General features: G+C 37.6%; 1 protein-coding gene. It reads right to left on the minus strand.

Annotated elements, in window-relative coordinates; all coding sequences use genetic code 11:
• Window positions 1–527: hypothetical protein (locus D9Y29_RS26410; protein WP_164735568.1), on the minus strand; the 527-nt coding region annotated here is incomplete at its 3' end.
• Between the last annotated feature and the right edge of the window lie 72 nt (window positions 528–599).

Below are 599 nucleotides of genomic sequence, written 5' to 3' on the forward strand. Positions count from 1 at the left end.
TAGCGATAAGGCTTTATTTGAGGCAGTATAATTAACTCATTGAACACATCATAGTGGTAAAAGATTTTAGCCAGCACATAATCTCCATGTTGATTGCTTTGACCACCAAAATAATCGCAAAGACAAGGGGTATTCACCAGGCTGACGGAGGATCCATCGCAGGCAATTAACTTATAGCCTTTCCAACGATGCACGGATTGACCGTAATGGCTGTAAAAAAGAGCGCATAACAATTGGTTCCAGCAATAGAAGAAAACCGGATTAAGTTTTAGGCGCTGCTGAACAAAAGCGCTGACTGAACAACTATGTTTCATATCCATCTGAGCAAAAAACTGGTCCAGTTCTACGCTTAAAGTCTTTTTACAAAGCTGCACTATCAATACCACCAACTTATCAAAAGGTAATTTCCGGGTACGGATAAAATCATTGTCTGACATACAATAATCACGCAAAACAGATCGATCAGAAGCAACAAAAGAAACGAAGTTTTTCAACTCAGTAATGATTTTTACATTTGCATCCAACATCGGGTTACAGTTTGTTTTGTTTTAAGATTTTGGAACCTCAAAACTAAACACTGTAACCTTTTGTTTTTAAGA

The organism is Pseudoflavitalea rhizosphaerae (assembly GCF_003991355.1).
Taxonomy (GTDB): domain Bacteria; phylum Bacteroidota; class Bacteroidia; order Chitinophagales; family Chitinophagaceae; genus Pseudobacter; species Pseudobacter rhizosphaerae.